We start from the raw sequence: 22,364 nt of genomic DNA on the forward strand, positions 1-22,364 counted from the left end.
CGCGAGTACTTCAGAAGTTCTGCCCCTTGGCCGCCTTCTCTAGCAACAAAGCCGGTGGCAGGAAGCGCTCACCGTACTGTTCGGCCAGATATTGAGCACGGGCAACGAAATCCTGAATGCCGTACTGGTTGATAAATTGCAGCGCACCGCCCGTCCAAGCGGCAAAACCTATGCCGAAGATGGAGCCGATATTGGCGTCGGCAACCGACTTAAGCACGCCCTCTTCCACGCAACGTACGGTCTCAATGGCCTGTATAAACAGGATGCGATCGCGAACGTCTTCCTGTGAAATCTGAGCATCGGCTTTCTCAAAACGAACTTTCAGTTCAGGCCACAGGAACTTCTTACCGCCAGCCGGATACTCGTAGAAGCCAGCGCCTGCAGCCTTACCGGGACGTTTGTATTCGTTGAGCATCAAATCGATCACCGCATAAGCCGGATGATCCGGGATCTGCTTACCTTCGGCCGCGAGGTCTTTGATGGTTTGTTTGCGGATGTGATCCATCAGACTCATGGACACTTCATCACTGATTGCCAGCGGACCGACGGGCATACCCGCTTTGCGCGCTTCGTTTTCGATCATTGCAGCAGACACACCCTCGCCAAGCATGGCAAGGCCTTCATTGGTGAAGGTGCCAAACACACGGGAAGTGAAGAAGCCACGACTGTCGTTGACCACAATCGGCGTCTTTTTGATCTGCATAACGTAGTCGAAGCCACGGGCAAGGGTTTCGTCGCTGGTGTTAGCACCTTTGATGATTTCCACCAGCGGCATTTTGTCGACCGGACTGAAGAAATGCAGACCAATGAATTTGTCCTGTTTCCGCACTGCATTGGCCAAGCCCGTGATCGGAAGCGTTGAGGTGTTGGAGGCGATGACCGCATCACTCAGTGCAGCAGACTCAGCCGCTGCGGTGACCTTGGCTTTCAGCTCGCGGTCTTCAAATACCGCTTCGATGATCAGATCGCAGCCGTCGAAGTCAGCTTCTTTATCGGTGGTTTTGATCCGCTCCAGCACCGCATCGCGCTTCTCAGCGGTCATATGGCCACGGCTGACTTTCTTGTCCAACAGCTTGGCGGAATAGCTCTTGCCCTTATCTGCCGCTTCTACCGAAACGTCTTTGAGCACCACGTCGATCCCGGCAGCTGCAGACACATAGGCGATACCTGCGCCCATCATGCCTGCGCCAAGTACGCCGACCTTCTTGGTTACATACGGCGCAAAACCTTGCGGACGGGAGCCACCGGCGTTGATTTCATTGAGCTGGAACCAGAAGGTGCCAATCATGTTCTTGGCCACCTGGCCAGTGGTCAGCTCGGTGAAGTAACGGGCTTCGATGATCTGTGCGGTATCGAAATCAACCTGAGCACCTTCCACAGCGGCGCACATGATCTTCTCCGGCGCTGGGAAACAGCCTTTGGTTTTGTCCCGCAGCACGCTCGGCGCGATGGCCAGCATCTGCGCCACACTTGGGGTAGACGGCGTGCCGCCGGGTATTTTGTAGCCTTTGACATCCCACGGCTGCACCGCAGCTGGGTTGGCAGCGATCCAGGCACGAGCCTTGGCCAGCATGTCATCGACGTCAGTGGCCAACTCGTGGATCAGGCCCGCTTTGAGCGCTGCATCCGGACGTACCTTTTTCCCTTCTGCCAAATACGGCAGCGACTTTTCCAGCCCCAGTAAGCGCACCATGCGCACGACCCCACTGCCGCCCGGGAGCAGGCCCAGGGTTACCTCTGGCAGACCCAGCTGCACGCTGGAATTGTCCAGGGCGATACGATGATGGCAGGCCAGGGCAATCTCCCAACCACCACCCAAGGCCGCGCCGTTGATCGCTGCGACTACAGGCTTACCCAACGTTTCCAGACGACGCAGTTGGCCTTTAATGCGCAGGATCATCGCGTAGAAGTCTTTGGCATCGGCCTTGGTGACTTTGATCAGCTCACCCAAATCGCCACCGGCAAAGAAGGTCTTTTTCGCAGAGGTCAGGATCACCCCGGCGATGTTGTCTTTTTCGGCCTCCAAACGGTCCACCACCGCCCCCATCGCCTCGCGATAGACGGCGTTCATGGTGTTGGCGCTCTGGCCGGGCATATCCATGGTCAGGACGACGATATTGTCCTGACCTTTTTCATAACGAATGGCGTCAATCATTGTTCGAGTTCTCTTGCCAAATGTGCTCAAGCACCGGGCTAGCCCGTTGCGCTCAGATACGTTCGATGATGGTGGCGATACCCATGCCGCCGCCTACACAAAGGGTGGCCAAGCCGTAGCGCAGTTGGCGCTCCTCCAGCTCATCCAGCAGCGTGCCGAGAATGGCGCAACCTGTTGCGCCCAGCGGGTGGCCCATGGCAATGGAACCGCCATTGACGTTGACCTTGTCTTCGCTGACGCCCATGTCTTTCATGAATTTCATCACCACCGAGGCGAAGGCTTCGTTGACTTCGAACAGGTCAATGTCTTCAACACTCAAACCGGCTTTGGCCAGTGCCTTACGAGTAGCCGGTGCAGGCCCCGTAAGCATGATGGTCGGATCAGTGCTGGTCACAGCCGTGGCGATAATACGAGCGCGGGGCTTGAGTCCTAGCTCTTTACCTTTGGATTCAGAGCCGATGAGCATCAATGCTGCACCATCAACGATGCCCGAGCTGTTGCCCGGCGTGTGCACGTGATTGATCCGCTCCACATGGCTGTAAACCTGCAATGCGGTGCTGTCGAATCCCATCTGCCCCATCATCTCGAAGCTGGGCTTGAGTTTGCCAAGACCTTCGAGAGTAGAGTCGCCACGGATAAATTCGTCGTGATCCAGCAGCACAATCCCGTTTTGATCGGTAACCGGAACCAAAGATTTTTTAAAGCCGCCACCGTTGCTAGCCCGCGCTGCCTTCTGCTGTGAACGCAAAGCGAAGTTGTCGACATCTTCGCGACTAAAGCCCTCAAGCGTGGCGATTAGGTCGGCACCAATCCCTTGCGGAGTGAAATGAGTGTGCATGTTGGTAGCTGGGTCCATCACCCAGGCACCGCCATCTGAGCCCATGGGCACACGGGACATGGACTCTACACCGCCGACGACCACAAGATCTTCAAAACCGGAACGCACTTTCATCGCACCGATATTCACCGCCTCAAGCCCGGAAGCACAGAAACGGTTGAGCTGCACGCCGGACACACTGACATCCCAATCCGCCACCATCGCTGCTGTTTTAGCGATGTCTGCACCCTGATCACCAATAGGCGTCACACAACCGAGCACTACGTCATCGACTTGGCTGGTATCGAGGTTGTTGCGTGATTGCAGTGCCTTAAGCAACCCAGCGACCAGATCCACTGGTTTTACGCTGTGCAGCGATCCGTCCTTTTTGCCCTTGCCGCGGGGCGTACGCACCGCATCGAAAATAAATGCTTCGGTCATGGCGTCCTCAGACTCACAGTGTTCAGGCGCAGCATTCACCACACCAGTTCTTGTTAGGTGGACTTACCATACCCCGCCCGTTTCCTGACTCAATGACCGAAGTGCTCAGGTGAATTGACCCCTGCGCTCAGACCAACGGTCATCGGTCGTCCCAGCCCTCATGAACACGTCTGGCGTATAGGGTGGTGCGCAATTGGGTCAACTCTTTAATAACTAAAACTGATAAAAACACTTTAACCTAGGAAAAAATGAGTCTATTTACAAACTCACAAAAACCTAGAGTTTTAGTAGGTGACCTGATCCCCATTCAGGGCATCTTAAACAGTACCGCCGCCGGGTGTTGCCGGGACGGTTTATGTGGCCAACAGAGGTGCAGCACAGTGCTGAATTACACAGCGCGTGCCAGCAACCGTAAAAAACAATAGGCAAATGCCATGAATAATTTTCTGAAAGTTCGCCAAGCCGGGATGATCGTTTTCGCTACAACGGTAGTTCTGATTCTCCCCAATCTGACCCGCATCGTTAGCTGACACTAAGCGCATTTTGCCCTCAGCGGCTAAGGCATCTCTGGACGCAGGAATGCTGGCGCGTGCAGTGCCAGAGATGCCCAATCGTCAAAGCAAACGTCCCGGTTAGTACGCACTATGGGTTTACCGTGCTAGGGTAGCTTTTCTGCTACGGAGTCCTTGCCATGCGCTCATTCTTAAGTGCCTCCGCGTTGCTAATCAGTACCTCCCTGTTTGCCGGCCAAGCCGAGATCAGTGCTGCACTCGATGCTATGCAATCCCCCGATACATTGCTGATTGATGTGCGCAGTGCTGAGGAATTTGCTTCAGGCGCCATCGAGGGTGCACAAAACATCGACCATGAAGCGCTTGCCGGACAAATCAGCTCACTGGCACCCGACAAAGACACCACAATTGTTCTCTACTGCCGCAGCGGCCGACGCTCCGGCATAGCTTTAGAAAGCTTCAATCAGCTCGGCTACACCCATGTAATAAATGCCGGCGGCTACGAAGAGCTTAAAGACGCACTGGAAACGCAGGATTGAAAAAGCTCCCCCTACTCGCATTGCTTTGCTTGCTCACAGTCAGCCCGCTGATCGCTGCCGAGCTGACCATTGAACTGGACCAGCGCCGCACACAGTTAGGTACTGAGGAATTACTCAAGCACCCGAACCTGCAAACTATCGAAATCGTGGACGACGTCAGCTACAAGCGCACCATGCACTATCGCGCTATACCAGTCGCAGACTTACTGGATGGTTTAGCCCCAGGGGATCATCTGCAGGTACGTGCGACTGACGGGTTCGCTGCTGAGTTGCCAGCCGCACCGCTGTTGAGCAAGACAGGTAGCAAAGCCTGGTTGGCAATTGAGGACCCCGCCAACCCTTGGCCAAGAATCAGCCAGCGCACCCCCAGTGCAGGGCCGTTTTATTTGGTCTGGGAAAATCCCGCAGCCAGCCAGATTGGGCCTGAGCAATGGCCCTTCCAGGTCGCATCGATTAAACAACTGGCAGCAGTAAGCGAGCGTTTCCCCAACCTTTTGCCCGATCAAGCCGCAGACAGCAGCGTGTCGGCCGGCTTCGAACAGTTCCAGAAAAACTGCCTGGCTTGTCACAAGCTAAACGGTGAAGGCGACGCGCAGTTTGGCCCTGACTTAAACCTGCCATACAACCCGACGGAATATTTCAGCGGTGATTTTCTGCGCCAGTACATCCGTAACCCGCAGAGCCTACGTCAATGGTCGCAGGGCAAGATGCCAGGATTTGCAGAGAATGTACTGAGCGAGCAAGCCCTGAGCGACCTGATCAGCTATCTCAAGCACATGGCAGGTAGAAAGGTTTCCACTGCTACAAATTGAGCGTCAGCTGCTGTGATTACGAAGGGCTAAGCTGCGCAACGGGTGAGCACGGCTAAACCGTGCCCCCTCCATACGAAGCCTTATTAGTCAGGAATATCGGCCTGAGAAGGCACTACGATGGCAAAGATATCGCCCAACATGGCCAATGCCGCGGCCTGCATACTGGCAGCCTGGACAACCCCACCACCGATTGCAGGCAGGTTGCGGGTCGCTGTGGTATCGGCCGGCACAGTGACCGAGTACCCCAGGCTGAACGCACCACGAGCTGTAGAGTTGATGCAAACATGGGTCATGAAGCCCGTCACAATCAGGTTTTTGACGCCGAGTTTCTGCAAGCGCTCATGCAAGTCAGTTTGCACAAAGGAGTTAGGGTAGTTCTTGACGATTACCGGCTCGCCTTCTGCCGGAGCCACCTTATCGGCAATCGCACCAATCTCAGCACGAATGTCATAGGGAGTTCCAGGCCCAGCATCATGCTGGATATGAATAACAGGAACGCCTGCCTTACGCGCACGTTCAAGCAGCGCTTTGCATTGATCTAGGGCAGCCTCAACCCCATCAAGCGCCAACACACCTGTTCGATAGGTATTCTGCGCGTCAACAATGATCAGCGCAGAATCGGATAAGGGTGCCGGCACAGCGGGCATACCGGTCAGTAGACGCAAGGTTGTTGCAGAACTCATGTGTAGCCTCACAGGTTGATCGAAGACAATACGCCATATTCGCTAATACAACAGACGCCTCCATAGTACGTTAGTCTTAGTATTGCTATTCATTAGGCCTCCCCGCAACGCCTTGAAGGGCTGAAGCATCAAAGCTGTCATCAGGCTTACCGCCACCGCTTATAAAGATTAGCGCCAGATCAAGACACTCAATGAAGTCATGGCCTGGGGTTCAGCCCCGCTAATGCCAGCCAACGCCTGTAGAAGCCTTGAGCCACCTTGTTCAACTCAGAAACCTTCTGCTGCAATTGCGCTTGCATCTGTGCTTTGCTTTGTTGACTCGGCTGTGTTGGATCTAGCAAGTGGTACCAATCCGTGAGCCACTCCGTGATAAGTGCTTCAGTCATTTCAGGGTGACCTTGTAAAGCCAGCACTTTCTCCCCCCAAGCAAAGCCCTGATTAGGGCACCAAGGGCTGCTCAACAAGGGTTGAGCACCTTCTGGAATTGCGAAGGTGTCCCCATGCCATTGGAAAATAGTGAAGGTGTCAGGCACGTGCTCTAACCAGGGGCTTGGCTGAGCCTGATCCAGTCGACTCATCGGCTGCCAGCCACTTTCTGTATAACCCATTGACGTAATGGGAGCCCCCAGGGCTTTAGCTATCAATTGCCCGCCCAGGCAGTGACCAACCATGGGTACCTCGCGCTTGAGTAGATAGCGGATCGCAGCCACCTCAGTGTGCAGCCATGGCAAAGGGTCGTTAACACTCATCGGCCCACCCATGATGGCGACCGCCTTTGGCTTATCTAGGTCTAAGCCATCAAGTTGATTCTGGTCCGCTCTTAACACTTGATAGGTGTAGCCACCATTGTCCAGCACCTCACCCAAGTGGGCTGGTGGGCAGTATTCGGTATGGGTAAAGATGAGAATATCGGTCATAAATCGCCTCCTCTGGTAAGTCTGCCCCATGCATCTGTCGGGGTCGAGGCGAAACAACTGCGTGTCACCCGTTGCAGGTGACACGCTTATACATCCTATGGGCGAGCCTCCTGTGTCACGCCCCAGCCGTCCAGTTCACCACCCAAGGGAATCACCACGGACTCCAAATCCTGCTCAAAGTCACCAATCCCATTACTGGTGGCTGACATGACTTTGCACACCTGCAAACTCCATACACCATCTTCACGCTCTGAAACTTGCGCGTGCATAGACTCCCCACGAAAGCGGCGGGTAGCCTCCCGGGCCTTCTGTTCATCAGGAAATACAGCGTAGAACTCAATCGGGTAAAAACGGGAGAAATCGAAGCCACCTTCTCTCATGCGGCGGAACAGGCTGTCGCGGTTTTCTTCATGCAATGCCCTGCCCATAATCTGATCTCCTTCTGCGACGACAATGAATTACCTCTGACGCGGACTCAGCCTTAAACAAGGGGCCATAAAGAGAAAGCACAGCGGCCCCCAGGACTTGCGGATACAACCAACAGCAGAATGCACAGTAAGCGGCGGGAATAGCCACATGGACTTGCCCCATAGCCGACAGCTGCCGCCATTACTGAGGCAGCTATATAGATAGACTAGTTCCGTTACGGGACATTCGCTTTAATTCTTACAAACGGAAACACCCTCCTCGCCCCACTCAACAACCTCGTGACCGGATAAAAGTCACCACATCGGTCAACGCCCGGTCTGCAACTTTGAGTAACCCGGCGTGGGCTTGAAATACATGCCAGAGGTCAACATAGCGTTGCAGTTGTACCTCCACACCCGCCGCTTGTGCCTTTTCGGCAAAACGCAGGCTGTCATTGCGCAGCATTTCATCTTCACCTACTTGCAAGAGCAGCGGTGCCAAGCCGGTTAAATCAGCAAACTGCGGCGAAACGCCAGGGTCATCGGGTTCCACATGCGGCGGGCAATAGAGTCCTACGGCCTGCCGTACCCAGGCCTCGCTTAACAGCGGGTCACCCGCTGGGGGGTGATGAATATGCGCACCAGTAAAATCAGTAACCGGTGAAAAACACACCAGCGCCGCTGGCTGAGATATACCTTGATCGCGAAGATAAAGGCTTGTAATCAGGCTCAGGTTGCCTCCAGCTGAGTCGCCGCCTATCACGATCTGCTCTGGCTTGTAGCCTACCTCGAGCAAGCTCTTGTAGGCTGCCACAGCATCTTCACGTGCTGCCGGATAAGGATGTTCGGGGGCCAGACGATAATCCAGCGCGCACACGTCCATCTGCCCACGCTTGGCCAAGTGAGCGCAGATCGCCCGGTGCGTATTCGGCCCGCCAATCAGAAAAGCGCCGCCATGCAGATACAGAAATACTGATCCGTTACTACACGCTGGACGATGCCACTCACACGCCCTGCCCGCAAGTGATCCCGCTGCAAGTGTAACGCCAGCAGGCGTCGGGCTAACGGCCGTAAGCATGCGCAGGACTGCCCGCTGACCCGCTATCGGCATCGGTGGTCGGACCAAGCTACGGAACAGCAAGCGCAGGCTGCCGCGCAAAATCGAACGCAAGAGCGCCTGCTCGGATGCAGGTGTGATGAATTCAGCGTTGACAGTCATAATGATTCAGCTCCGGTTTTCGGGTCTGATAGCGGTAGATAAAGGTATATCCCGGCCAGTTGTTGGTGTTTTTGCCTGAGTCAATCTTGTACCAGCTGGTACATCCCTGTTCCCAGATCGTACGATGGGAGTCGGCCTGAACGTTGCGGTTATATCGTGCCTGTATGTCAGCTTTAACATCCATCCACTGCAGGCCGCGCTGCTCCATGGCCTGCAAGCAGCCAACGACATAACGGAATTGGCTCTCCAGCATGTACAGAATCGAGTTATGACCTAAATTGGTATTCGGTCCGTAAAGAATAAACAGATTCGGAAAACCGCTGACACTGATGCCCTTGTAAGCCTCAGCGCCATCACGCCACACCTCATTGAGTACCTGCCCTGCACGCCCAGTGATGTGCATCGGCGCAAGAAAATCTGTGGCGGCAAAACCAGTGCCGTAAATGATCACATCACATTCATATTCCTGCCCATCCGCCGTCACAATCGAATGGGCCCTGACCTCACGAATAGCCGTATCGATCACTTGCACATTGGGCTGCGTCAGCGCTGGAAAGTAATCGTTGCTGATCAGGATTCGCTTGCACCCCATTGGATAGTCCGGCTGCAAACGCGCCCGTAACATTGGGTCAGCGATGTGCTGCTTAAGATGCCGCTCGAAACCCCAGCGCATCCCCTTCATCAACCAAGGCATGCTGATAAATGCCAGACCGCGCAGCTCATGGTGCAAATACATCAAGCCACGGCTGAGTTGCTGCAAGCCAGGTACATACTTAAACAACGTCTGCTCCCAAGGCTTATAGGCACGATCGGGCTTACTCAGCACATAGGGAGCGGAACGCTGGAACAGCATCAACTTGCCGGTTTTGGGCTGTATTTGCGGCACAAACTGAATTGCTGAAGCGCCTGTGCCAATCACTGCAACACGCTTGCCGCGCAACTCTAAATCGTGCCGCCAACGTGCTGAATGGAAGGCTTCACCTTGAAACTGGGCAAGCCTTGGCAAGGCTGGGTACGCAGGTCGATTGAGTTGACCGCAGGCACTTATCAGCACAGCACAGGTCAGCACTTCGCCGTCCGTCAGGGTAACCCGCCAGCTTGCAGTGGACTCCACAAACGCCGCGCTGCTTACCTCTGCATTACAGCGAATATGCCCGGCCAACTGGTATTTACGAATCAGATGCAGGCTGTACTGATGAATCTCCGACTGTGGCGCGAATTTACGGCTCCAATCGTGTTTAGGCTCGAAGGAGAATGAATAGAGATGGGACGGCACATCACACGCAGCCCCTGGATAGTTATTATCCCGCCAGGTTCCACCGGGCTCGGCGGCTTTTTCCAACAACAGCACGTCGGTAATCCCCGCCTGCTGCAACTGAATCGCCATCCCCAAACCGGCAAAGCCGCTGCCGATAATCAGCACCTGAGTATGAGAAGTATTGGGTAATTTTTTATTCATTGTTATGCCCAAACATATAGGATTTGAAATCCCCATACTAATCCGCTGTTACCCCCCCGTAAGTGGCCTTTACGGCCAAATTCCGGATGATCATGCACAATCGCTTCACTGCTAGAACTTCAGCAAAATTTGAAAGTCAGCCTGAGACTGGTCGTAATAACCATCTCCCGCTACCGTTGCGCCATGAACAGAAATCAAACATCCCTTCTCCACTATCACCAACCCTGGTCCTGGCAGCAGTTCCATTCCCACTACAAGCTGCGTGCCCTTGATGGTGTTGAGCATGTTTCCGCTCAGGCCTATAGCCGCAGCGCGCTAATCGGCGCGCAAAGTGGCTGGTTTCAGGTCATACCCTTGAGCGATCAACCAGCCTTACAGCTGACTGCCAGCCCCTCTCTACACAATTGCTTGCCTGAGCTTATCGCCCGTGTCCGCAAGATGTTTGATCTGGATTGCCATCCAGACGTAATTGCTGCGCACTTTGCCCGCGACGCGCTTTTGCGCAAGCTGGAGGCGCAACACCCTGGCCTGCGCCTTCCCACGGCCTGGGACCCATTTGAGCAGGCTGTACGGGCGATTGTTGGCCAGCAAGTAACGGTTAAAGCCGCTGTGAGCATTACTAACCGGCTGGTTGCGCGCGTTGGCAGAGACCTGAGCGATGCCAGCCAACCGCACCTTAGCCGTTTATTTCCAACGCCAGAGGCCATTGCAGAAGCTAATTTAGAGGGGATTGGTATGCCTTCTCGTCGCGTGCAGTGCCTGCAACATTTCGCCGCTCAGGTGGCCTCCGGTGTGTTGAACCTGGACCCACAGCAGGGTTACAGCAGCTTTGTTGAGCGTATGTGCAGCCTGCCGGGGATAGGCCCGTGGACGGCCGAGCACATCGCGTTGAGGGCGTTTGGCAAGACCGATGCCTTCCCGGCGAGTGATCTGGGCCTGCTTAAGGCACCAATCTGGGGTGAAGACGGCATCAGCGCCAAACAATTACAGGCCCGTGCAGAGACTTGGCGTCCCTGGCGGGCCTATGCGGCAGCGTACCTGTGGCACAACTATTCAGGTGAATGAAGACAGGTTTGATATGCCTTAAAGCTTGACCGTACCCTTAGGTCCAAGCAGCGCCCAGATGATTAGCCCGACTACTGGCAGCAGGACAATCAATACGATCCAAAGGATCTTAATACCAACTTCCGCGTTGCTTTTAATAACACTGATGATCGCCCAAATATCCAGAGCCAGAATCACCAGTCCCAGCAGACCACTAAATGTAGAGCCCATGCGTGTCACTCCTGTTTGAAAGGTTTGCCCTTTCAGGATAGACACTCTGTTGAGTAATGCTGAACGCCAGTCAAAATTGATCGAAACGGTAGAAACGTCCGGGGAAATCGCCATCAACCACCTCAAAGTCTGGTATCTGAGCGGTCTCAAATAAACGTGCGAGGGCAAAGCGCGGGTTTTCGCCGCCATCAAGCCAGAACGCTGTATCAGCAGGCACAACCACCAGCCCCTGCTTCTCAAGCACCACGCCGTAGATGTATTCGCCGAGATTGAGCATCAGCTGGCCGCGCCCTGCCAGGCAATAAACCACTTGCTTTGCAGCACAGCGCTGCTCTTTGCGCAGGCTGTCAGCAAGTGCATTACCCTCGCCTCGTTCATCGCACACATTCAGCAGTTGAATGCTGGCCATAGCGTAGTCGGCTTGCAATTGATCCAACTGTGAGCGACTTGCTTGTAGCAATAGATCATCCGACTCACCTGGATTGACCCGTTCCTGTACAGGGATTTCAGTGTAGGTAATGCCAACAGCTGCGAGTGTGCTGACAATGTCTTCCTCATGGGTCAGCAGCTTGTTTGGCACCTGAGGGGTGACATGGTGAAAAACGATCAGGCTGCTCATATCAAATACTCTTCAAAATATAGAACTCGGATCAGACAGCGCCTGCGCGCTCCTTACCTACATAACGGATAGTAATCATCGCGGCCGCTACGGCAAATACGCTGGCGATGCTGAAAGTCCAGGCGGCACCCAAGCCGTGCCAGCTGTAGCCCGAATACAAAGCGCCCAACGCCCCACCGACACCGGCAAGTGCAGCGTACAACGCTTGTCCTTGGCCTTGCAGGCGCTCGGGAAAACTGCGCTGGACAAAATGCATGGCAGCCGCATGGAAACTACCAAACGTGGCCGCATGCATAATCTGAGCAAACAGCAGCACCATCACATGATCCGCCAAGTTACCCAGTAACAACCAGCGCACAGCGGTAATCAGGAAACTGCCAACCAGCACCGACCTCAACGAAAACCGGGCCAGTATCTTCGCCATAAAAATAAACATGACGATCTCAGCCACCACGCCCAGCGCCCATAATTGGCCAATGGTGCTGCGGGTATAACCGAGGTTTTCCAGGTGCAGACTCAAGAAGGTGTAATACGGCCCGTTGCTCAGCTGCATCAGCCCCGCGCAGACAAAAAAAGCCAGAATTCCTGGCTGCCATAGCTGTTTCAAGAACCCGCCGGAATGGTCACCGCTGCGCGCCTGGGCCTGCATATTCGGCACCCACAGACTCGCCAGCACAATCCCCCCCATGATCAGCACCAGCGCCCATGGGTAGGCATCAAGACTCAACACCTCGAACAGCTTACCCAGGCCCGCCACTGCAACGATAAAACCGATGCTGCCCCATAGACGGATTTTGCTGTAGCCCTCAGCTTTCTCGCGTAGGTGAGCAAAAGTGATCACCTCGAATTGCGGCAGCACCGCATGCCAGAAGAACGCATGTAAGGCCATGATCAGCGCCAGCCAGGCGTAGCTTTTGCTGAAAAAAATCCCGGCGAAGCTCAACAGCGTACAGACCGCACCAAAGCGCACAATCGCCAAGCGGCGGCCGGTGTAGTCCCCAAGCCAGCCCCAGATGTTCGGCGCAAAGCAGCGCATCAACATGGGAATGGCCACCAACTCGCCAATACGCGCAGCGGAAAACCCAAGATGGTCGAAATACAGGGACAGAAACGGCGCCGTAGCTCCGAGCAGAGAGAAATAGAAAAAGTAGAAACCGGAAAGGCGCCAGTAAGGCAATTCAGTGTTCATAAAGGCTCAATACAGAGGCCCTTCGCCATCCCAAGCCCAAACAGAACAGGCCGGGAATCCCCGGCCTGCGTTATGGTTCAGCGTTGCGGCAGAACCGGCGTGCTCACCTTGACGTCAGCATTCTGGGCGCGGTGACGCAGCAGATGATCCATCAGCACGATAGCCATCATCGCCTCAGCAATTGGCGTAGCACGGATGCCTACGCACGGATCGTGACGGCCCTTGGTGATCAGGTCTTGAGGATTACCATTGATATCAATGGTACGACCCGGCGTAGTAATGCTGGAGGTCGGCTTTAGCGCCAGATGCGCCACGATTGGCTGGCCGCTGGAAATCCCACCGAGAATGCCGCCGGCATTGTTAGAGAGGAAACCTTCCGGAGTCAGTTCGTCTCGGTGTTCGGTGCCCCGCTGGGCAACAGAAGCGAAACCAGCACCGATCTCGACGCCTTTAACTGCGTTGATGCTCATCAGTGCGTGAGCCAGCTCAGCGTCGAGGCGATCAAAAATAGGCTCACCTAAGCCCGGTTTAACGCCCTCAGCAACAACCGTGATCTTCGCCCCTACGGAATCCTGGTCGCGGCGCAGTTGGTCCATATAGGCTTCCAGCTCCGGCACTTTGTCCGGGTCTGGGCAGAAAAATGCGTTCTGCTCAACGCTGTCCCAAGTCTTGAACGGAATCTCGATCGGGCCCAGTTGGCTCATGTAGCCACGAATGACAATGCCTTGGGTGGCCAAAAACTTCTTGGCAATGGCCCCGGCAGCCACGCGCATGGCTGTTTCGCGGGCCGAGCTGCGGCCACCGCCGCGGTAGTCGCGGATACCGTACTTGTGGTGATAGGTGTAATCCGCATGGGCTGGGCGGAAGGAATCCTTGATTGCGGAGTAATCCTTGGACTTCTGGTCGGTGTTGCGGATCAGCAAGCCAATAGAGCAGCCAGTGGTTTTGCCCTCAAACACGCCGGAAAGAATTTCTACCCGGTCATCTTCCTGACGCTGGGTGGTGTGGCGGCTGGTGCCCGGTTTGCGGCGGTCCAGGTCACGCTGCATGTCTTCCAAGCTCAATTCGAGCCCCGGCGGGCAGCCATCAACAATGGCGACCAGCGCCGGCCCATGGCTCTCGCCAGCGGTGGTGACAGTAAACAGCTTGCCGTAGGTATTGCCGGACATGTGCAAAACGCTCCGCGAATATCAGCCCAGAGACCGCGCGCAATACGCGGCACTCCACTAAGGTAAAGCGTGCGAGTATAACCTCGGTGCCGATTCAGTTCACGCCGAACCTTAGGCCCAGTTGTGCGTCCAAGTAACTCTTTTCTGTAGTCATACTCTATGTTGCGAGCACTTCTCTTGACCGTCCTTCTCGGTAGCTCCTTGGCTCAGGCCAGCCCCCATGCCAGCATGCAGCTGCCAATGCGCCTGCAAACTGATCAAGGCACCCTGTTTGGTACCTTGCTCAAACCGTCTGGCAACGCACCGCAAACCGTAGCCTTGCTGATTGCTGGAAGCGGCCCGACCGACCGCGATGGAAATAATCCAGAAGGCGGCCGTAATGACAGCCTCAAACGCCTGGCCCAGAACCTTGCGAAACAGGGTATTGCCAGCTTGCGTTACGACAAACGCGGCGTTGCCGCCAGCCGGGCAGCGACACCCGACGAGCGCAACCTCAGCGTTGAAGCCTACGTTAACGACGCCATCGCATGGAGCCGCTTACTCCGACAAGACCCTGACTTCAGCAATCTCGTTCTGATTGGCCACAGCGAAGGCGCGTTGATTGCCAGCCTCGCAGCCCCAGAGGCTCACGCCACTGCTGTTGTCTCGCTGGCAGGAACTGGGCGCCCTATTGATCAGGTCCTACGTGAACAGATCGACACCCGCCTGCCACCGGATCTCAGGGCTCAAAGTAATGCCATTCTTGATCTGCTCTTGAAAGGCCAAACGACCGATCAGGTCCCCGAAGACTTACAGGTGTTATTCAGACCCAGCGTGCAGCCGTATTTGATATCCCTGCTGCGGCAAGATCCCGCCCAAGCGTTTGCCCGCCTACAAGTGCCAACCTTGATTGTCCAAGGCACTCACGACATTCAAGTGAGCGTTGACGACGCGTTGGCCCTCAGTGAAGCCAAACCCAATACAGATGCCTTGATTGTTCCAGGTATGAACCACGTCTTACGCATCACAAATGCCGACTTACAGTCGCAAATTGCCAGTTACAACAATCCAAAACTACCGCTTGCAGCCGGGCTAAGCGAAACTATCGTTCAATTTATTAAGCGCAATAGCAAAGAGCCACCCTCTAGTTAACAACAAAATGGCCGATAAGCGCGGTAACCATGCGATCACTCTGTAAGATCGTACTAAGGACAGTCGTTTATGACCGAAAACACCACCCCAGAAGCAGAAGCTTCTGCAGAAGATCAAGAACTCGAAGAAGCGCATCCGTGGGCAGAACTGCCCCCGGAAGAGTTTCGTTTGTTGCGCTTGGCGCCGTTGCCAGTTGATAAATACACCGGGCCACGACCACTGCGTTTTATCCAGCTGGGCTACGTCGAACGCGGTGATCAATATGACAGCGTGTTACGCCTGACTTTGCACTTGCCGGATCAACGTGTTCATAAAGAACAGAACGTCTTGGAAGTTTGGGCCAACCACACTGAGCGCACCATCCATTTTGGGCCGCCTAAAGGCCTTTCTCCTGTTCCTGAAAACCGTGGCCTTGGCCGTTTTCTAATGGCTCAGGCAGCCGAATGGGCGCGAAAAAAGTATTCGCACTATCAAGTCAAACCCATGGCGCTGCCAAGTAAGGATGCCTTTAGTGAAGAATCGCGCAGTCGTCGCGATCACGCATTGCAAGCGCAGGGGTTCACGATTGAGTACCTCGACCCCCTGCAAATGACCGCACAATGCACGGCACAACGCGTCAGCTCCTTGCACACGGACTGGAACAAAGAAAAAGTACAGGTTCTTGGGCTGGTTGATGCCGCCAGTATGCTGGAGCAGGCAGACCATAACTTGCATGAACAGGAGAATAAGATCCGCAAGCTGGAAGAGCGCATTACCGCCTACAAGCGAGACGACAGTGGCTTACGCTTTACCATCGCCTGCTTGGTGACCTTTAGCGTCTTCCAGGCCGCCCTACTTATCTGGATTGCAACTCACTAAGGCTGGCTACTTACGCCTTTAAGAGCTGAAACGTATCTCCAAATCACGCTTTGCCGCCGGCCACTCGTCGTCGGTAATGCTGTACATCACCGTGTCATCCAGACGGCCATCAGCCAGGCGACGATGATTACGCAAAACACCCTCGCGTCGTGCACCCAGCTTTTCAATCGCACGCTGCGAGCGGGTGTTGCTGGCAGCGGTTTTAAGCTGCACGCGCACCATGCCCCAGTTTTCAAACGCATGCTTGAGCATCAGGTATTTAATGGTGCTGTTAAGGCCTGTGCTGTGCTGTTTTTTGTCCAGCCACGTCCAACCTATCTCAGCACTGGGGAGGCTGTTATTGAAGTCGGCAAAACGCGTAGTACCCACCAACACGTTACCCAAACGTATTGTAAAGGCGATCGCCAGCCCGTCCCGCTGATTAGCCAGGGCCTCTCGATACCAGTCCAACCGCTGCGTGCCACTCATGTACATAAGCTCTTGGCGATTGGCTTCCGCCAATTCAACCAACGCAGGAATATCCGCATCGGCCATCGGCTCAATCCGCAGAGCGCCGCGTTGCAGGGTTACCAGTTGCGGTTTAAACATTGGGTGCCTCATCACTCAGCCGTGTTAGAGAGAAACAACAATTACCTGACTATGACTCTGTATTTGTGCAAATATTCAGCACGATAGTTCCTCAATACTCAGGTAGTTATGATGACTGCAGTCATATTTGAGTGGTTTATGATCAATCCCGCCCGGCTGATGGTGGCAATATCCCTAGCGTTCAGCCTGTTTATCATCAAAGCTGAATACGATGGACGTAAAACAGGTGGGTCAGGATGGCTCACACTGGCCAGACAGGCCATTGGCATCGTGTTTACATTCCTCACCGCCATTGTCGCGGCCTTTTACGGCGGTATTGGGGCCTTCTTTGGCTACTTAGCTCTCCAGTTCTTGGTTTGTGTAGTGCTGCCAGCCTTTGCGCTGGAGGTTATGTAACCGGAACTCAGGTGATTGCTAGTTTCACTCACGACCGTCATTGGCATGTGCTGCATCCACGATGAGCTCAGCCTGCACCAGTCGAATACGTCGTTCAACATGGTAAGCACCGTCGTCATTGTGTCGTAGATAAACACGCCGACAATGGCGGCACAGCCAAACTGTGGACTGGTTGTAGGGATAAAATTGCGGAGCTATTGGCGCCTTAACTGACCAGTAGTGCGTCTGGTCAGGGTGGTGCTCATCGATGGTCGCTTCCTCCTGCGAGTACTTAGCCAGTGTCCCGTGGAATACAAACTCATCTTCGTGATAGCCCACTGGCCAACCGCTCCAACCCTTGAGATCGTGCCTCAGGCAGACACAATCAGCGGTGAGTCCGGTCCTCTCAGCCAGCGCACGCAACTCTTGAGTATCAATAACGTGCGCCATCGTGCTTCTCCTCCGTGAGTTATACCCTGCGCCCTTCGGCTAGCGCTAAGCTCAAAATACACCCGGTTGTGATTGGGTATCACTGTCGGCTTGTATCTTCAGACAGGCTGCCGGTATATGACACATTCGACGATGGTCGACCTGACGCAAACGCAAGTAACAAGGACACTCGCGCAGACTGATGCAGTATGCTCTGCGGGTTCTGAGTAACACCTTCTGTTCAAACCACCACTTCCAGCGGAGTGTGCATGACCCTCTCCAGCGGGCTTATTGCCGTTGTCGCCCTGGCCTATATGGCCATCTTGTTTGCAATCGCCTTTTATGGCGACCGCCGTGACCGACCGCTGTCACCTAAAGCCCGCGCCTGGGTCTACAGTTTGTCACTGGCTGTTTACTGCACCAGTTGGACCTTCTTTGGGTCAGTCGGCCAGGCCACTGAGCAAGTCTGGCAGTTCCTGCCAATTTACCTAGGGCCCATCATCATTATGATCTTTGCCCCCTGGGTACTGAAAAAGATGGTGATGATCAGCAAGCAAGAAAACATCACCTCCATTGCTGACTTTATCGCCGCCCGCTACGGCAAATCACAAACCCTGGCCATTGTCGTGGCCTTTGTCTGTCTAGTCGGCGTACTGCCCTACATTGCGCTACAGCTCAAGGCTATTGTGCTGGGCGTCAACTTACTGATTGGCGAAGACGCGCAGATCATTGGCCCTGGCGCCCAAGACACCGCACTGGTGGTGTCGCTAATTCTGGCCCTGTTCACCATCTTGTTCGGCACCCGTAACCTTGATGTCACCGAACACCACAGAGGCATGATGCTGGCGATTGCTTTTGAATCGCTGGTCAAACTGCTGGCATTCCTTGCGGTAGGCGTCTTTGTTACCTACGGCATTTACAACGGCTTTGACCACCTGCTCATAGAGGCCAAGGCGAGTAGCGAGCTGGAGATGTTCTGGCAGCAAAGCGTCAACTGGCCTGCGATGCTCGCCCAGACTGGCCTGGCCATGATCGCCATCACCTGCCTGCCCCGTCAGTTTCACGTAACAGTGGTAGAGAACACAGAGCCCAAAGACCTCAACCTAGCACGCTGGGTGTTCCCGCTGTACCTAGTACTGGCCGCATTGTTTGTTGTGCCCATCGCCCTTGCAGGGAAAATGCTGCTTCCGAGCGACATCAGCCCAGACTCGTTCGTGATTAGCCTGCCACTGGCCCAGTCCCACCCTACTCTCGCGCTACTGGCATTTATTGGTGGTGCTTCCGCCGCGACCGGCATGGTGATCGTCGCCTCAGTTGGGCTGTCGACGATCATTTCTAATGACATGCTGCTGCCTTGGCTGCTGCGCCGCAAAAACACCGAACGACCTTTCGAAGCGTTCCGCTATTGGATGCTCACAGCCCGACGGGTCAGTATTGTTCTGATTCTGTTGCTGTCCTACGTCTGCTACCGCTTACTGGGCTCAAACGCCAGTCTGGCAACCATCGGGCAGGTCTCCTTTGCAGCCATAGGGCAACTCGCACCGGCTATGTTTGGCGCCTTGGTATGGAAGCAAGCTAACCGCCAAGGTGTGTTTGCCGGGATCGCAGTGGGCGCACTGATCTGGCTGTACACGCTGGTGATGCCACTGATTGCGGGCAGCATTGGCTTATCGCTAGACGTCTTCCCCGGTTTGCAAACCCTCTTGCACGCCCCGATTGGCATTGATGTTGACCCGCAGAGCCGCGGCATCATCTTGTCACTGGCTGGCAACTTCATTCTGTTTGCCTGGGTGTCTTTTTTCTCGCGCACACGAGTCACAGACCACTGGCAAGCTGGTCGGTTTATTGGCCACGACCTCGGCAGGCCGACCAGTAACCGCAGCATGCTGGCAGTGCAACTGAGCGACCTGCTCCTGCTGGCCAGCCGTTTTGTCGGCGAAGAACGCGCCAAACAGAGCTTTCATCGCTATGCACTGCTACAAGGCAAACCTTTCGATCCCAACCAGCCCTCCACCAGCGACTGGATTGCCCACACTGAACGCCTGCTCGCTGGTGTTCTGGGGGCATCTTCCACCCGAGCCGTGGTTAAGGCCGCTATTGAGGGTCGGGAAATGCACGTCGAAGATGTGGTGCGCATCGTCGATGAAGCCTCAGAAGTTTTGCAGTTCAACCGCGCCCTGCTACAAGGCGCAATTGAAAACATCACCCAAGGCATCAGCGTGGTGGATCAATCCCTGCATCTTGTTGCATGGAATCGCCGCTATATCGAATTGTTTGAATACCCGGATGGACTGATTCAAGTCGGGCGCCCTATTGCTGACATCATCCGCTTCAATGCAGAGCGCGGCCTGCTAGGGGGTGGTGATATCGAAGCTCACGTCAACAAACGCTTGTATTGGATGCGCCAAGGCACGGCACATACTTCCGAACGTTTATTTCCAAATGGCCGAGTCATTGAACTCATTGGTAACCCGATGCCTGGCGGCGGTTTCGTAATGAGTTTTACCGACATCACCGAGTTCCGCGAGGCCGAACGCGCCTTGAAAGATGCCAACGAAGGCTTGGAACAACGCGTATTACAACGCACCCATGAACTGTCACTGCTGAACCTCGCGCTGATTGATGCCAAGGGCAATGCAGAGAGTGCCAACCAATCAAAGACCCGTTTCCTTGCGGCAGTGAGCCATGACCTGATGCAACCGCTGAACGCCGCCCGCCTGTTTTCAGCAGCCCTCTCCCATCATGAGCACGACCTACCCGAGGAAGCGCGTGAGCTGGTTCGGCACTTAGACAGCTCGTTACGCTCTGCCGAAGACCTGATCAGCGATCTGCTGGATATATCCCGCCTGGAAAATGGTCGCATCACCCCCCAACGTCAGCCCTTTGTACTGAATACATTGTTCGAGACGCTGGGGGCAGAATTTAAGGTGCTTGCAGCGGAGCAAGGTGTTGAGTTCTGCATGCGCAGCAGCAAGCTGCTGGTGGACAGCGACATCAAAATGCTACGACGGATTCTGCAAAATTTCCTGACCAACGCATTCCGTTACGCCAAAGGCCGCGTTCTGCTTGGCGTGCGCCGCAGTGGCAAGCACCTGCGACTAGAAGTATGGGATCGCGGCCCAGGCATTGCTGAAGAAAAGCGCAAAGTGATTTTCGAGGAGTTTAAACGCCTCGACAGCCACCAGACCCGGGCTGAAAAAGGTTTGGGCCTTGGATTAGCTATTGCCGATGGTCTGTGCCGCGTACTGGAGCACCCCCTGGAAGTTCGCTCTTGGGTAGGTAAAGGGAGTGTTTTCAGCGTCACCGTGCCGATTGCCACTGAAAAACCCAAAGTCCCACTAAAGCCCCAGCGCGAAACCACCAGCCAACCCCTGGCAGGAACCCGCGTCCTGTGCATCGACAACGAAGACAGCATTCTCAACGGAATGGCCAGTCTGCTGTCGCGTTGGGGCTGCCATGTATGGACTGCACGCAACCGTTTGGAATGTGAAAGCCTGCTAGCAGACGGCATGCACCCGCAGGTCATTTTGGTCGACTATCACCTAAACGATGGCGAAACAGGCACTGATTTGGTCACCTGGCTACACGAGCAGTTGAACGTACAGGTACCGGCAGTGGTTATCAGCGCTGACGGGCGTCAGGAGCTGATTGCTCAAGTACGAGCTGCAGGGCTGGAGTTCCTGCCTAAACCGGTCAAGCCAGCCGCATTACGCGCCCTGCTCAACCGGTTCAACAGTCTGCGCTAATCAGCCGTTGAGGCGCTCACGGAAGAGCGCTTGGTGCTCACGGCACTGTTTGGCCCCGAGCAGGAACACGCCATGCCCGCCACGCTCAAATTCCAACCATGTGAAGTCGACTTCTGGATACTGCGCCTCCACATGCACCTGACTATTGCCCACTTCTACAATGAGCACGCCCTGTTCGGTCAGATGATCAGCCGCCTCGGCCAGCATACGCCGCACTAAATCGAGCCCATCTTCCCCGCAGGCAAGCCCCAACTCCGGCTCATGCTGGTATTCGGCCGGCATATCGGCAAAATCTTCGGCATCCACATAGGGTGGGTTAGACACGATCAAATCAAAACGCTGGCCTGGCAGCCCTGCAAAACCATCACCCTGGACGGTATACACACGCTCGCCTAGCTCATGACGTTCGATATTTTGATTGGCCACCTCTAAGGCATCGAAAGACAGGTCTCCCAATACCACTTCGGCCTCTGGGAAGGCATAGGCACAGGCAATGCCGATACAACCCGACCCGGTGCACAGATCGAGAATTCGCGCAGGTTCATGAGGTAACCACGGTGCAAACTGCTGCTCAATAAGCTCACCGATCGGAGAACGCGGAATCAACACTCGCTCATCCACGATAAATGGCAAACCGCAGAACCAAGCTTCACCTAACAGATAGGCGGTTGGCACACGTTCTTCAATGCGTTGACGGAGTAACTCGTGCAGGTAAGCATGCTCCTCATCCTCTAGGCGACAGTCCAGGTAGCTGTCGGCTATTTCATAAGGTAGATGGAGCGCCCCCAGCACCAATTGCCGGGCCTCATCCCAGGCATTGTCAGTGCCGTGTCCAAAGAACAAGTCCGCACCATGAAACTGACTAACAGCCCACCGAATATAATCGCGCACAGTCCTCAGGCGGGTCGGGAAGTCCTTACTGGTGTCGCTCACAATGGTTCTCCGTGAATAAAGGATAGGCATTCTAGCCCATTACACAGTCCAGGTCGGCACTCATGACGATACCAGCTAAGACTCACCAGCC

21 protein-coding genes are annotated in these 22,364 nt (G+C 54.9%); 7 read left to right on the forward strand and 14 right to left on the reverse strand.

The genetic code is table 11. From position 1 onward, the window contains the following. Nucleotides 1-10 precede the first annotated feature (10 nt). Together WG219_11835 and WG219_11840 are read right to left on the reverse strand one after the other, a co-directional pair. On the reverse strand, nt 11-2,155 hold the full coding sequence (locus tag WG219_11835) for a 3-hydroxyacyl-CoA dehydrogenase NAD-binding domain-containing protein (protein WXL24043.1): 2,145 nt from the start codon (nt 2,153-2,155) through the stop codon (nt 11-13). Nucleotides 2,156-2,207: 52 nt separating this feature from the next. Next, nucleotides 2,208-3,413: an acetyl-CoA C-acetyltransferase gene (locus WG219_11840; GenBank protein WXL24044.1), complete on the reverse strand. Its 1,206-nt coding sequence runs from the start codon at nt 3,411-3,413 to the stop codon at nt 2,208-2,210. A 691-nt stretch (nt 3,414-4,104) separates the two neighbouring features. On the opposite strand from WG219_11840, the gene WG219_11845 reads away from it, so the two are divergent. Continuing rightward, entirely contained in the window at nt 4,105-4,464 is a 360-nt protein-coding gene (locus WG219_11845) for a rhodanese-like domain-containing protein (protein WXL24045.1), read from the forward strand. Then, nucleotides 4,461-5,276, forward strand: a complete 816-nt coding sequence (locus tag WG219_11850) for a c-type cytochrome (protein ID WXL24046.1) — start codon at nt 4,461-4,463, stop codon at nt 5,274-5,276. The genes WG219_11845 and WG219_11850 overlap by 4 nt, the downstream gene beginning before the upstream one ends. 83 nt (nt 5,277-5,359) lie before the next feature. Here WG219_11850 and WG219_11855 read toward each other — a convergent pair whose 3' ends face one another. From WG219_11855 to WG219_11875, 5 genes are all read right to left on the reverse strand, one after another. After that, the gene (locus WG219_11855) at nt 5,360-5,959 is read right to left on the reverse strand and encodes a cysteine hydrolase family protein (protein WXL24047.1); all 600 of its coding nucleotides are present in this window, start codon (nt 5,957-5,959) and stop codon (nt 5,360-5,362) included. A gap of 197 nt (nt 5,960-6,156) precedes the next feature. Further along, nucleotides 6,157-6,876, reverse strand: coding sequence for a type 1 glutamine amidotransferase (locus WG219_11860; protein ID WXL24048.1), 720 nt, complete (start codon nt 6,874-6,876; stop codon nt 6,157-6,159). A gap of 95 nt (nt 6,877-6,971) precedes the next feature. Next, the gene (locus WG219_11865; protein WXL24049.1) at nt 6,972-7,304 is read right to left on the reverse strand and encodes a ribonuclease E inhibitor RraB; all 333 of its coding nucleotides are present in this window, start codon (nt 7,302-7,304) and stop codon (nt 6,972-6,974) included. A 268-nt stretch (nt 7,305-7,572) separates the two neighbouring features. Continuing rightward, complete coding sequence (locus WG219_11870) at nt 7,573-8,502, reverse strand: alpha/beta hydrolase (GenBank protein ID WXL24050.1); 930 nt, start codon at nt 8,500-8,502, stop codon at nt 7,573-7,575. Next, nucleotides 8,486-9,961, reverse strand: a complete 1,476-nt coding sequence (locus WG219_11875) for an NAD(P)/FAD-dependent oxidoreductase (GenBank protein ID WXL24051.1) — start codon at nt 9,959-9,961, stop codon at nt 8,486-8,488. Before WG219_11875 ends, WG219_11870 begins: the two co-directional genes overlap by 17 nt. Before the next feature lie 183 nt (nt 9,962-10,144). Here WG219_11875 and WG219_11880 point away from each other — a divergent pair, with 183 nt between their 5' ends. After that, a complete protein-coding gene (locus tag WG219_11880; GenBank protein ID WXL24052.1) occupies nt 10,145-11,026 on the forward strand; it encodes a DNA-3-methyladenine glycosylase in 882 nt (293 codons plus the stop codon). An 18-nt stretch (nt 11,027-11,044) separates the two neighbouring features. Here WG219_11880 and WG219_11885 read toward each other — a convergent pair whose 3' ends face one another. The 4 genes from WG219_11885 to aroC all read right to left on the reverse strand — a co-directional run bounded on the left by WG219_11885 (nt 11,045) and on the right by aroC (nt 14,213). Then, nucleotides 11,045-11,236 (reverse strand): PLD nuclease N-terminal domain-containing protein, encoded by a 192-nt coding sequence (locus tag WG219_11885; protein WXL24053.1) that lies wholly within the window; start codon nt 11,234-11,236, stop codon nt 11,045-11,047. Between the two features lie 70 nt (nt 11,237-11,306). Next, nucleotides 11,307-11,855 (reverse strand): hypothetical protein, encoded by a 549-nt coding sequence (locus tag WG219_11890; protein ID WXL24054.1) that lies wholly within the window; start codon nt 11,853-11,855, stop codon nt 11,307-11,309. 31 nt (nt 11,856-11,886) lie between these two features. Further along, a complete protein-coding gene (locus WG219_11895) occupies nt 11,887-13,044 on the reverse strand; it encodes an MFS transporter (protein WXL24055.1) in 1,158 nt (385 codons plus the stop codon). 77 nt (nt 13,045-13,121) lie between these two features. After that, nucleotides 13,122-14,213, reverse strand: coding sequence for a chorismate synthase (gene aroC, locus WG219_11900; GenBank protein ID WXL24056.1), 1,092 nt, complete (start codon nt 14,211-14,213; stop codon nt 13,122-13,124). Nucleotides 14,214-14,372: 159 nt separating this feature from the next. On the opposite strand from aroC, the gene WG219_11905 reads away from it, so the two are divergent. Beyond that, nucleotides 14,373-15,344: an alpha/beta fold hydrolase gene (locus WG219_11905; protein WXL24057.1), complete on the forward strand. Its 972-nt coding sequence runs from the start codon at nt 14,373-14,375 to the stop codon at nt 15,342-15,344. A gap of 69 nt (nt 15,345-15,413) precedes the next feature. After that, nucleotides 15,414-16,202, forward strand: a complete 789-nt coding sequence (locus tag WG219_11910; GenBank protein ID WXL24058.1) for a hypothetical protein — start codon at nt 15,414-15,416, stop codon at nt 16,200-16,202. An 18-nt stretch (nt 16,203-16,220) separates the two neighbouring features. Here WG219_11910 and WG219_11915 read toward each other — a convergent pair whose 3' ends face one another. Next, on the reverse strand, nt 16,221-16,790 hold the full coding sequence (locus WG219_11915) for a GNAT family protein (GenBank protein ID WXL24059.1): 570 nt from the start codon (nt 16,788-16,790) through the stop codon (nt 16,221-16,223). Between the two features lie 111 nt (nt 16,791-16,901). Between WG219_11915 and WG219_11920 the strand changes: the two genes are divergently transcribed. Continuing rightward, nucleotides 16,902-17,186, forward strand: a complete 285-nt coding sequence (locus WG219_11920) for a hypothetical protein (protein ID WXL24060.1) — start codon at nt 16,902-16,904, stop codon at nt 17,184-17,186. 24 nt (nt 17,187-17,210) lie between these two features. Here the strand turns inward: WG219_11920 and WG219_11925 are convergent, their stop codons facing one another. Further along, on the reverse strand, nt 17,211-17,615 hold the full coding sequence (locus WG219_11925; protein WXL24061.1) for a hypothetical protein: 405 nt from the start codon (nt 17,613-17,615) through the stop codon (nt 17,211-17,213). A 248-nt stretch (nt 17,616-17,863) separates the two neighbouring features. On the opposite strand from WG219_11925, the gene WG219_11930 reads away from it, so the two are divergent. After that, nucleotides 17,864-21,340 carry a NahK/ErcS family hybrid sensor histidine kinase/response regulator gene (locus WG219_11930; GenBank protein WXL24062.1) on the forward strand — a complete coding sequence of 1,159 codons (3,477 nt, stop codon included), beginning with the start codon at nt 17,864-17,866 and terminating at the stop codon, nt 21,338-21,340. Here WG219_11930 and prmB read toward each other — a convergent pair whose 3' ends face one another. Next, nucleotides 21,341-22,273 carry a 50S ribosomal protein L3 N(5)-glutamine methyltransferase gene (gene prmB, locus WG219_11935; GenBank protein WXL24063.1) on the reverse strand — a complete coding sequence of 311 codons (933 nt, stop codon included), beginning with the start codon at nt 22,271-22,273 and terminating at the stop codon, nt 21,341-21,343. Nucleotides 22,274-22,364: the final 91 nt, after the last annotated feature.

Origin of the sequence: Pseudomonas mendocina (assembly GCA_037482215.1) — a bacterium.
Taxonomy (GTDB): domain Bacteria; phylum Pseudomonadota; class Gammaproteobacteria; order Pseudomonadales; family Pseudomonadaceae; genus Aquipseudomonas; species Aquipseudomonas mendocina_E.

What these genes read in the sequence shown, in the direction of transcription:
- WG219_11835 (WXL24043.1), bottom strand. Translation starts at nt 2,155, where the DNA reads ATGATTGACGCCATTCGTTATGAAAAAGGTCAGGACAATATCGTCGTC.
- WG219_11840 (WXL24044.1), bottom strand. Translation starts at nt 3,413, where the DNA reads ATGACCGAAGCATTTATTTTCGATGCGGTGCGTACGCCCCGCGGCAAG.
- WG219_11845 (WXL24045.1), top strand. Translation starts at nt 4,105, where the DNA reads ATGCGCTCATTCTTAAGTGCCTCCGCGTTGCTAATCAGTACCTCCCTG.
- WG219_11855 (WXL24047.1), bottom strand. Translation starts at nt 5,959, where the DNA reads ATGAGTTCTGCAACAACCTTGCGTCTACTGACCGGTATGCCCGCTGTG.
- WG219_11860 (WXL24048.1), bottom strand. Translation starts at nt 6,876, where the DNA reads ATGACCGATATTCTCATCTTTACCCATACCGAATACTGCCCACCAGCC.
- WG219_11865 (WXL24049.1), bottom strand. Translation starts at nt 7,304, where the DNA reads ATGGGCAGGGCATTGCATGAAGAAAACCGCGACAGCCTGTTCCGCCGC.
- WG219_11870 (WXL24050.1), bottom strand. Translation starts at nt 8,502, where the DNA reads ATGACTGTCAACGCTGAATTCATCACACCTGCATCCGAGCAGGCGCTC.
- WG219_11875 (WXL24051.1), bottom strand. Translation starts at nt 9,961, where the DNA reads ATGAATAAAAAATTACCCAATACTTCTCATACTCAGGTGCTGATTATC.
- WG219_11880 (WXL24052.1), top strand. Translation starts at nt 10,145, where the DNA reads ATGAACAGAAATCAAACATCCCTTCTCCACTATCACCAACCCTGGTCC.
- WG219_11885 (WXL24053.1), bottom strand. Translation starts at nt 11,236, where the DNA reads ATGGGCTCTACATTTAGTGGTCTGCTGGGACTGGTGATTCTGGCTCTG.
- WG219_11890 (WXL24054.1), bottom strand. Translation starts at nt 11,855, where the DNA reads ATGAGCAGCCTGATCGTTTTTCACCATGTCACCCCTCAGGTGCCAAAC.
- WG219_11895 (WXL24055.1), bottom strand. Translation starts at nt 13,044, where the DNA reads ATGAACACTGAATTGCCTTACTGGCGCCTTTCCGGTTTCTACTTTTTC.
- aroC (WXL24056.1), bottom strand. Translation starts at nt 14,213, where the DNA reads ATGTCCGGCAATACCTACGGCAAGCTGTTTACTGTCACCACCGCTGGC.
- WG219_11905 (WXL24057.1), top strand. Translation starts at nt 14,373, where the DNA reads ATGTTGCGAGCACTTCTCTTGACCGTCCTTCTCGGTAGCTCCTTGGCT.
- WG219_11910 (WXL24058.1), top strand. Translation starts at nt 15,414, where the DNA reads ATGACCGAAAACACCACCCCAGAAGCAGAAGCTTCTGCAGAAGATCAA.
- WG219_11915 (WXL24059.1), bottom strand. Translation starts at nt 16,790, where the DNA reads ATGTTTAAACCGCAACTGGTAACCCTGCAACGCGGCGCTCTGCGGATT.
- WG219_11920 (WXL24060.1), top strand. Translation starts at nt 16,902, where the DNA reads ATGACTGCAGTCATATTTGAGTGGTTTATGATCAATCCCGCCCGGCTG.
- WG219_11925 (WXL24061.1), bottom strand. Translation starts at nt 17,615, where the DNA reads ATGGCGCACGTTATTGATACTCAAGAGTTGCGTGCGCTGGCTGAGAGG.
- WG219_11930 (WXL24062.1), top strand. Translation starts at nt 17,864, where the DNA reads ATGACCCTCTCCAGCGGGCTTATTGCCGTTGTCGCCCTGGCCTATATG.